The 8281-nt window shown below is 74.3% G+C and carries 8 protein-coding genes; 4 read left to right on the top strand and 4 right to left on the bottom strand.

From position 1 onward, the window contains the following. Positions 1–63 precede the first annotated feature (63 nt). The 4 genes from ACFVXK_RS35035 to ACFVXK_RS35020 form a co-directional block, all read right to left on the bottom strand. A complete protein-coding gene (locus tag ACFVXK_RS35035) occupies positions 64–774 on the bottom strand; it encodes a sulfite exporter TauE/SafE family protein (RefSeq protein ID WP_389620226.1) in 711 nt (236 codons plus the stop codon). Beyond that, the gene (locus ACFVXK_RS35030; RefSeq protein ID WP_389620229.1) at positions 771–2201 is read right to left on the bottom strand and encodes an amidohydrolase family protein; all 1431 of its coding nucleotides are present in this window, start codon (positions 2199–2201) and stop codon (positions 771–773) included. The genes ACFVXK_RS35035 and ACFVXK_RS35030 overlap by 4 nt, the downstream gene beginning before the upstream one ends. A 49-nt stretch (positions 2202–2250) precedes the next feature. Beyond that, the gene (locus ACFVXK_RS35025) at positions 2251–3600 is read right to left on the bottom strand and encodes a uracil-xanthine permease family protein (protein ID WP_389620223.1); all 1350 of its coding nucleotides are present in this window, start codon (positions 3598–3600) and stop codon (positions 2251–2253) included. A 284-nt stretch (positions 3601–3884) separates the two neighbouring features. Next, positions 3885–4679, bottom strand: coding sequence for a helix-turn-helix domain-containing protein (locus tag ACFVXK_RS35020; protein ID WP_389620220.1), 795 nt, complete (start codon positions 4677–4679; stop codon positions 3885–3887). 398 nt (positions 4680–5077) lie between these two features. Here ACFVXK_RS35020 and ACFVXK_RS35015 point away from each other — a divergent pair, with 398 nt between their 5' ends. The 4 genes from ACFVXK_RS35015 to ACFVXK_RS35000 all read left to right on the top strand — a co-directional run. After that, on the top strand, positions 5078–6490 hold the full coding sequence (locus ACFVXK_RS35015; RefSeq protein ID WP_389620217.1) for a phenylacetate--CoA ligase family protein: 1413 nt from the start codon (positions 5078–5080) through the stop codon (positions 6488–6490). Continuing rightward, positions 6487–7404: a hypothetical protein gene (locus tag ACFVXK_RS35010; RefSeq protein ID WP_389620214.1), complete on the top strand. Its 918-nt coding sequence runs from the start codon at positions 6487–6489 to the stop codon at positions 7402–7404. Before ACFVXK_RS35015 ends, ACFVXK_RS35010 begins: the two co-directional genes overlap by 4 nt. Before the next feature lie 33 nt (positions 7405–7437). Beyond that, positions 7438–7980, top strand: coding sequence for a GNAT family N-acetyltransferase (locus ACFVXK_RS35005; RefSeq protein WP_389620211.1), 543 nt, complete (start codon positions 7438–7440; stop codon positions 7978–7980). Positions 7981–8038: 58 nt separating this feature from the next. Further along, on the top strand, positions 8039–8281 hold a 243-nt coding region (locus tag ACFVXK_RS35000), incomplete at its 3' end, for an ANTAR domain-containing protein (protein WP_389620209.1).

The raw sequence follows: 8281 nt of genomic DNA, 5'->3' as shown, positions 1-8281 counted from the left end.
CCGCCGGGGTCCCGGCGGCGGCGCCCGAGCCCCGGCTGATCGCCCGCGCCTCCTCGCTGCGGGTCACGGAGCCAGGATGAGCACCGCGCCGGAGACGAGCGCGAAGCCCAGGACCAGCGGGCGCATCCGCGCCGCGTCGATCCGCTGGTGCGCCAGCCGGCTCAGCCAGGCACCGAGGGCCAGCGCGGGCAACAGGGCGGCGGCCCAGCCCAGTTGCCCGGGCGTGCCCTGGCCGGTCGCCAGGAGCAGCACGAGGGAGACGACCTCGCCGACCAGGAAGCACAGGGCCACCGTGGAGCGCAGCTCCGCGGGCGGCCGGTGCTGGTAGACCAGGGCCAGCGGCGGACCTCCCACCCCGGTCGCCGTCTCGGTGAGCCCGGTGACCACACCCGCGCCCAGGTAGGCGGCCCGGCCCGGTACGAACGCCGGCGCCGCCAGGCTGACGCCCGCCGCCAGGACGGTCGCCACGCCGACGACGAGCCCCAGCCGCTGCCCGGGCACGGCCCACAGCAGCAGCAGTCCGCCGGGGGTCGCGGCCAGCCGCGCCGCCGAGATCCAGCCCGCGCCCCGCAGGTCCAGCGCGTGCCGTTCGCGCCAGACCACGTAGAGGTTCAGCGGGATCATCGACGCGAGGACGAACACCGGGAGCAGCGAGGGGTCGAGCAGCCCGGCCACCGGGGCCACGACCAGCGCGAACCCCAGGCCGCTGGTCCCCTGGACGAACGCGGCGACGGCCACGACCAGGGCGAGGACCAGCACCGTCGCGGCGCTCACCGGACCGCGCTCGCGGCCCGCGCGGCCGTGGAGGTCGGGTGTGCCCGGGTCACCCCGGCCCGCGCGACCACCTCGTCGGCCAGCTCGGCCGCCCGGTCGAGGAACCCGAGGTCGTCCCAGCCGACGGCCCGGCCCCGCCACATCCGCAGCCGGCCGGCGGTGAACACGGCGGTGATCTGGTCGCGGTTCCCGCGCCGGACCAGCTCCCAGGGCAGGTCCCGGGAGGTCCGCATCTCCGGGCCGCCGACGTCGACCAGCAGGAAGTCGGCGGCGGCCCCGGCGGCGATCCGGCCGGTGAGCGCGCCGAGGCCGACGGCGTCCGCGCCGCCCGGGCCCCCGCGCTCCAGCCAGGACCAGCCCGCCCCGCAGGAGGAGTCCCCGCTGGCCAGGCCGTAGGCGAGGCGCTGGGCGAACTCGGCGGCGTCCGCGAGGCGGAAGGCGTCGCCGCGGGTGCCGTCCGTGCCCAGCCCGAAGCGGATCCCGCGTTCGGCCATGGTGGCGGCCGGGGCCACCGCGTTGCCCTTCCAGGCGCTGGCGACCGGGTTGTAGCTCACCGCGGCGCCCGTGTCGGCGAGCAGGGTGAGCTCGGCGGGGGTGACCAGGGTGGCGTGGGCGGCCAGCAACTGCGGTCCCAGTGCGCCGACTTCCCGCAGGTACTCCAGGGGGCGCAGCCCGTGCCGGACCAGGGAGCGCTCCACGGCGGCCAGGTGCTCGTTGACGTGGATCTGGACCACGGTGCCCGCTTCGGCGGCGAGCCGGGCGGTGTCCCGCAGGGTCCGCGCCGTGGCCGCCTCCGGGACGGAGAGCGCCAGCGAGGGGTGGACCAGCTCGGCGCCCTGGTACCGGGCGAGGTGCCGCTCGGCGGCGGCCAGGACGGCGGCGGCGTCGTCGCTCCCGCCGGCCCCCGCGGGGTCGGGGACGTCGTTGCAGACGAGCCCGAGGACGCAGCGGAGCCCCGTGTCGTGCGCGGCCGCGGCCACGGCACCGGCGTCCACCGGGGCCCGGGTGCCGGCCTCGGCGACGGTGGTGAACCCGCCCCGCAGTGCTTCGAGTGCCGACAACTTGGCCGCCGCGTAGGCGGATTCCTCGTCCAGGGCGCCCTCCAGGGGGACCCAGACGCGGCGGAAGATCTCGGAGGGCTCACCGAAGGCCAGGGCCGAGCCGAAGCTCTGCGTCAGGTGGTGGTGCGCGTCGACGAACCCCGGCATCAGCAGGTGCCCGGGCAGCCGGACCGGGTTCAGCAGGGGGTGCTCGCGCTCCAGCACGGCGGCCGGTCCCACGGCCCGGAAGGCGGCGCCGTCGACGACGGCCGCGTACCCCTCGCGCAGCCCTTCGGGGGTCAGCACGAGGTCCGGGGACAGGAGGCGGGGTCCGCCGGCCGGGTGGCGGAGGTCGGGCAGGGGGCCGGCGGTGGTGCGGTGTCTCATCGGCAGGGTGCTCGTCGGCAGGGTGCTCATCTCGTCCTTCGCGTACGGGTCACGCATGGGGCAGGGGGGCGGGGGCGCCGGCGTCGGCGGGGGACAGGGCGGGGCCGGCGGCGCCGCGGGAGAGCCGCGGCCGCACGTGGTGGAACAGGACGTTGAGCACCGCGGCGGTGAACGCGCCCACGGCCACGCCGCTTTCGAGGAGGATCCGGGCGCCGGAGGGCAGGCCCGCGTAGACCCCGGGGACGAGGATCGGCAGCAGGCCCAGGGCGATGGCGACGGCGCAGACGAACGCGTGCGAGTGCCGGTCCAGTTCGGCCTTCCCGAGCATCTGCACGCCGAGCACGGTGATCACGGCGAAGACCACCATGGCCGTGCCGCCGACCACGGCGGACGGGATGACGCTGATGGCGCGGATGACGGGCGCGAGGAAGCCGACGGCGATGAGGACCAGGCCGGCGGCCGCGGTGACGAAGCGGCTGCGCACCCCGGTGACCCGGACGATGCCGATGTTCTCGCCGCTGGTGACCATCAGCGGCAGCCCGAGGAAGCCGGCCAGGACGGACACCAGGGCGTCCCCGCGCACGGTCCGCGGGACGGCGGTGCGCGGGTCGATCTCCTTGCCGACGGTCTCCGCGTTGATCACGGTCTGCCCGGTGGCCTCGGCCATGGACGCCAGGGCGTACAGCATCAGCGGCAGCGCGGCGACCAGGTGGAACTCGGGCGTGCCGAACGGCATCGGCTGCGGGGCGCTCAGGATCCCGCCGTCGGTGACCCCGCCGAAGTCGATCCGTCCGAGCGCGAACGCCAGCGCGCTGCCGGCGATCAGCCCCAGCATTACGGCGAGTTGCCGCAGGACACCGGTGAACAGCCAGTACAGGGCCACGGTGAAGCCGATCGTGGCCAGGCCGAGGCCCAGGTTCACCGGGTCGGCGAAGCCCGGCCGGCCGGGCCGCCCGGTGACGAGCAGCGCGCCCACCTTCACCAGGTTCACCCCGACGATGACGATCATCGTGCCGATGACCAGGGCGGGGAAGTACTTCAGCAGCCGGGAGAAGACCGGCAGGACCAGAAAGGTGAAGACCGCGCTGATGATCACCGCTCCGGTGGCGGTGCGCACGCCGTGCTCGTCGGCGATGGCCAGGAAGAGGATCAGCGGGGCCCCGCCGGGCAGCATGACGAAGGGCAGCCGGGGACCGAACTTCCACGGCCCCAGCGACTGGATCAGGGAGCCGATCCCGGACAGCACGAAGGCCGCCGAGAGCAGGTTCACCGTGAGCCGGGGGCCCAGGTGCAGGGTCGCGCTCATCAGGAAGATCGCCGAGACGGGGGTCGCCGCCATGACGAGGACGTGCTGGACGCCGAACAGGAAGGTCCGGCTCAGGGGGCGGGACTGGTCCACGGGGTGGGGGAGTGTGCGGGGACTGGACACGTTCGAGCTCCGTTCGGCTCGCTCCGGCTTCGGCCGCGCTTCGGCTCCGGGGAGCAGTCGAAGTCATCGGCCAAATCGATTTGGCCGCCAGTATGTGAGGGCTCTGAAGGCCCGTCAAGGGTTGCGGACGCATTGATTCCATCGCGGGCGGGACCGCTCCCGCCGCAGTCCCCGCCCGTGCCCGGCACGCCGCTTCCCCCGCCCGGAAGCACGGCCCGGGCGGGGGAAGCGGAATGCTCACGCCGGTCGCCGGCTCACCGCACCCGCTCCGCCGGAAGCGCCAGTTCCGCCGCCCCCCGGTCCACGGCCGGTCCGCTCCGGCGCACGCGCGCCCCCGGTTCCGGAAGCCGGGCCAGCCTGGCGCCGATCATCGATGCCGCGCGGCCCACGGCATCGCCCAGTGGCGGGATCACCTTCCCGTCCAGCGCGGTCACCGCCACCGCGGCCACCACCTGACCGGAAGCGGCGCGCACCGGAGCCGCCACGCACGACAGCGATTCCACACAGCTCTCGTGGTCGAACGCGAGCCCCCGCTCCCGGATCGCGGCCACCTCGCGCGCCCACGCGGCCGCCGTCCACCCCGCCGGCCGCCGCGGCACCGGCGCGGACGCCGCCAGGACCAACTCCGCCGCGCTGCCGGGCGGCAGGACCACCCCCGAACGCAGCGGGAAGACCTCGTCCACCTCGCCCCGCATGCCCCCGACGACGATGATGTGCCCCGCCTCGGGCACCGACAGGCTCAGGCTCACCCCGCCGGCCACCGCCGCGAGCTCCCGCAGCGGCTGGGCCGAAGCGGCCCGCAGCGCCCGCGCCGGATGCCAGGCCTGCCCCAGCCGGAACGTCCGCGGACCCAGCCGGTAACGCCCTTCGTGACTCTGCACCGCGCCCAGCGCCACCAACTGCCCCAGCAGCCGGTGGGCGGTGGCCTTCGGCAGCGCGGCGTCGCTCGCCAGCCGGGTCAGCCCGACCTCCTCGTCGTGCGCGAGCACTTCCATCAGAGCGAACGCGCCTTCCAGCACGCCGCGGCCCTCAGCGCCGGATCTGGCCATGAGGGTCCCCCTCTCATGCAGGGGGCCGTCGATCGGACGGCCCCCACAATTCCCCGTTCGGACCAGGTCAATTGGGGTGCCGGTATGGAATCCCCTCAGTCGCCGGTCCGTTGAATGGACCCGATCATTGCCCGCTCGCCGCGATCGCGCCAGTGTGTTGTCCGTCAAGGGACGGACCACCGAACCTCCGGCGGAGGCCAGGTGTTCCTCCACTCACAGCACACAGGGGAGGCACATATGAGCGCCATCAAGACGAGCGCCAAGCAGTTCAAGTACGTCATGGGTGCCATGACGTCGGTCTTCTTCTCGTACTGCTCCGTCAGCTGACGTAGAGCCGAAAAGAGGGGGTGGGGGCGGCTTCCGCCCCCACCCCCTCGCTACGCCCAAGGGAGGCATGAGTGCTGGAGACCGGTGTCCGGCAGATGCGGGTGGCGCTGTCCATGGTGTTCGGCCGGCGGCTGAGCGCACGGACCGTGGAGCGGCTGGTCGCCGACGCCCTCGCCACGCTCGAGGAGTTCGGCTCGCTGGGCGACGACGTCGACGAAATGGCCGACGGGCCGTTCGCCGACCCGGACGAGCGCCGGGAGCTGCAGAACCGCGCGCTCCAGCGGACCGTGCGCAACCTCGCCAAGCGCTCGCCCTTCTACCGCGAGCGGCTCGCCGGAGTGGACCTCGCGGGGCTGACCACCGAGACGCTCACCCGCATCCCGGTCACGCGCAAGGCCGACCTGATCGAACGCCCCGCCGACTTCCTGTGCAGCGCCCCGTACCTGGCGACGCAGACGACCGGCACCACCGGCCGCCCCGTCCAGATCTGGCTCTCCCGCTACGAGATGGAACTCTGGCCCGCGCTGATCGCGCTGTCCCTCGTCCTGCGCGGCGAACTCGGCCCCGGCGACCGGATGCAGATCAACCTCAGCTCCCGGGCGACGGCCGCCGTACAGGAGGACGTCGCGGTGTGCCGGCTCGCCAACGCCTCGTGCCACGTCGTGGGGCAGATCCCGCCGGACGAGTCCCTTGAGCACCTGCTCGGCCGGGGCGGCGCCCGGCCCACCATACTCACCGGAGCCCCCAGCTACCTGGGCCAGCTGGTGACCGCCGCACGCCGAAGCGGCTACGGCCCCGACGACTTCGGGCTGCGGGCGATCTACGGCGGCGGGGAGATGCTCTCGCGGAACCTGATGGACGCCCTGCGCGAGACGTTCGGGGCCGAGGTCGTCGGCGACGCCTTCGGCATGACCGAGCTGCTGCCCGTCGGCGGCCGTACCTGTAGCCGGCGCCACCTGCACATCGATCCCAACATGGGGTACGCCGAGGTGCTCGACCTGGAGACGGGCGAGCCCGCCGCACCCGGCCGGCTCGGCGAGCTGACGGTCACGCCGTACTACCCCTACCGGGAGTGCATGCCCGTCCTGCGGTACAACACCGGTGACGTGGTCCGCACCCTGGAGGAGGAACCGGACTGCGAACTGGCGGTGGTGCCCGCGGTCTCCTACATCCTCGGCAAGGCGGGACAGCTGCACCGCACCAGCGACGCCGTCGTGACCCCGCGCGAGATCGTGGAGGCGCTGGACGGCACCCCCGGGCTGCCGTTCCCGCTGCGCCACCGGGCCGCCGTCGGGGCCGACGGCCGGCTCCACGTGGAGGTCGCCGCCAAGGAGGTCACCGCCGCCGAAGTGACCGAGCGGCTGCGCGCCCAGGACATCGAGGCGGACGTCACGGTCCTGCCGCTCGACGACGAGGAGGCCGCGCGCCGCTTCCCCCTCCGTTGCGACCTGTTGGAGCACACTTTCACCCGGAGCCCCGCATGACGGTCATCTTCCAGCTCGCGGTCACCGGCGCCCTGGCGCTCGCGGTGTGCGCCGGAGCGGTCCACTACTTCCGTACCGTACGCGCGGCGAGGCCGCCGGTCGGCGTCTTCGACGGCCGCGACATCCTCGTGATGATGGGCTTCGTCCTGGCACTGCCGTACGTGTACCTCGCGCTGCCCGGCGCGGTCCTCCCGGTCGTGCTCGCCCTCGTCTTCGCGGGCGGGCTGTCCGTCGGCTACCAGCCCGTCATCCGCGGCGGACGGCTGCGCTGGGCGCTGATCGCCCTGTTGATCGCCGGCGTGTTCGTCGCCCACCAGGCCTTCGGCGAGCTCGCCGCGCCGTACTGGATCGCCAACAGCTGTGTCGTCGGCCTGGTCGTCGTCTCCGCCACCAACCTCAACGTGCAGGGCGGCATGCGGCTGAGGAACGTCGCCTGGTTCCTGCTCGCGCTCACCCTCTACGACGCGTTCTTCGCCTGGGTCGTCCCCCTGACCGAGGAACTGTCCGAGGCCGTCCAGGGCTACCCGTTCGCCCCCGCGGCCGGGCTGCGCATCGGCGACGACCTCGGCGCGGTGGTCGGCATGGGCGACCTGCTGGCGTACGCCCTCTTCACCACCACCGCCCACAAGGCGTACGGCAAGGCCGGGCTGTGGACCGGGCTCGCGCTGGTGCTGGTCTTCGGCGTCGTGGCACCCGTGGCCGCCGTGCAGGTCGCCGGCGCGGTCACCGGTCACGTCCCGGCCGTGATGCCCGCCCAGGTGTTCTTCGGCCCGGCCGCCTTCGTCGGCCACCTGTTCCTGCGCCGCCGCGGCCCGGAGCGGCGGATGGCGGAGATCGTTTTCGGCCGGGAACGGCTCGGGACCACCCGGCGGCGTCCGGCGGCCCACCCCGCGCAGGCCCCGGCCGCCGGCTGACCGGAACCGATCAGCGGCGGCTAGGGTAGCGCGATGATACGTGTACGGGACATGGAGACGGTCGACATCGACGCCGTCTCGGCGATCCGGGTCCGGGGGTGGCAGGCGGCCTACGCCGGCCTCGTCCCCCGGACCCACCTCGACGCGATGACGGTCGAGGACGACGCCGCCCGGCGGCGCGCGTGGTTCTCCCGGCCCGGCCGGACCACGCGGGACCTCGTGGCGGTCGGCGACCGCGGCCCGGTGGGCTGGCTCTGCCACGGCCGCCCCGGGGGCGAGGAGCCCGCCGGGACCGGCGAGGTGTACGCCCTGTACGCCGACCCCGACCTGATCGGCACCGGCATTGGCCGCGCCCTGCTGGACGAGGCCCACACCCGGATGCGCGAGCAGTGGTGCACCACGTCGGCCCTGTGGGTCCTCGACGGGAACGAACGGGCCCTGCGCTTCTACGAACGCGCCGGCTACCGGCCCGACGGCCGGACCCGGGACGACCCCTACGACGACGGAACCGTCCTCACCGAACTCCGCTACCGCCGCGATCTCCAGGCCCGCGGCAGTCGGTTTCCGGCCGGTTGAGAAGCCGCCGTCCGTGGCGGCGTCCGCCCGGACGCCCGGCGAGTGGCATCCTCGACGTATGGAGGACGAGGTCACGCCGCGGGGAGAGGGCACCGCGCCGGAGACGCTGGCCCTGGCCAAGGTGGTGGCCCGGCTGCGCGCCGAGGTCGAGGACCTGGAGGCGGGAGCCGCGCTGGCGGCCGTCCTCGAACGGGCCAAGGGCGTGCTCATGGCACAGGAGGGCCTGACCGCGAACGAGGCGTACGAACTCCTGCAGCGCCGGGCCGAGGAACACCGCCGCACCCTGACCGAGGAGTGCCGG

The organism is Streptomyces sp. NPDC058157, from assembly GCF_042884105.1.
Taxonomy (GTDB): domain Bacteria; phylum Actinomycetota; class Actinomycetes; order Streptomycetales; family Streptomycetaceae; genus Streptomyces.
This window is presented reverse-complemented; position numbering and strand designations above follow the sequence as displayed.

Coding starts and splice junctions, on each gene's coding strand:
- ACFVXK_RS35030 (WP_389620229.1), bottom strand. CDS start 2,201: ATGAGACACCGCACCACCGCCGGCCCCCTGCCCGACCTCCGCCACCCG.
- ACFVXK_RS35020 (WP_389620220.1), bottom strand. CDS start 4,679: ATGGCCAGATCCGGCGCTGAGGGCCGCGGCGTGCTGGAAGGCGCGTTC.
- ACFVXK_RS35010 (WP_389620214.1), top strand. CDS start 6,487: ATGACGGTCATCTTCCAGCTCGCGGTCACCGGCGCCCTGGCGCTCGCG.
- ACFVXK_RS35005 (WP_389620211.1), top strand. CDS start 7,438: ATGATACGTGTACGGGACATGGAGACGGTCGACATCGACGCCGTCTCG.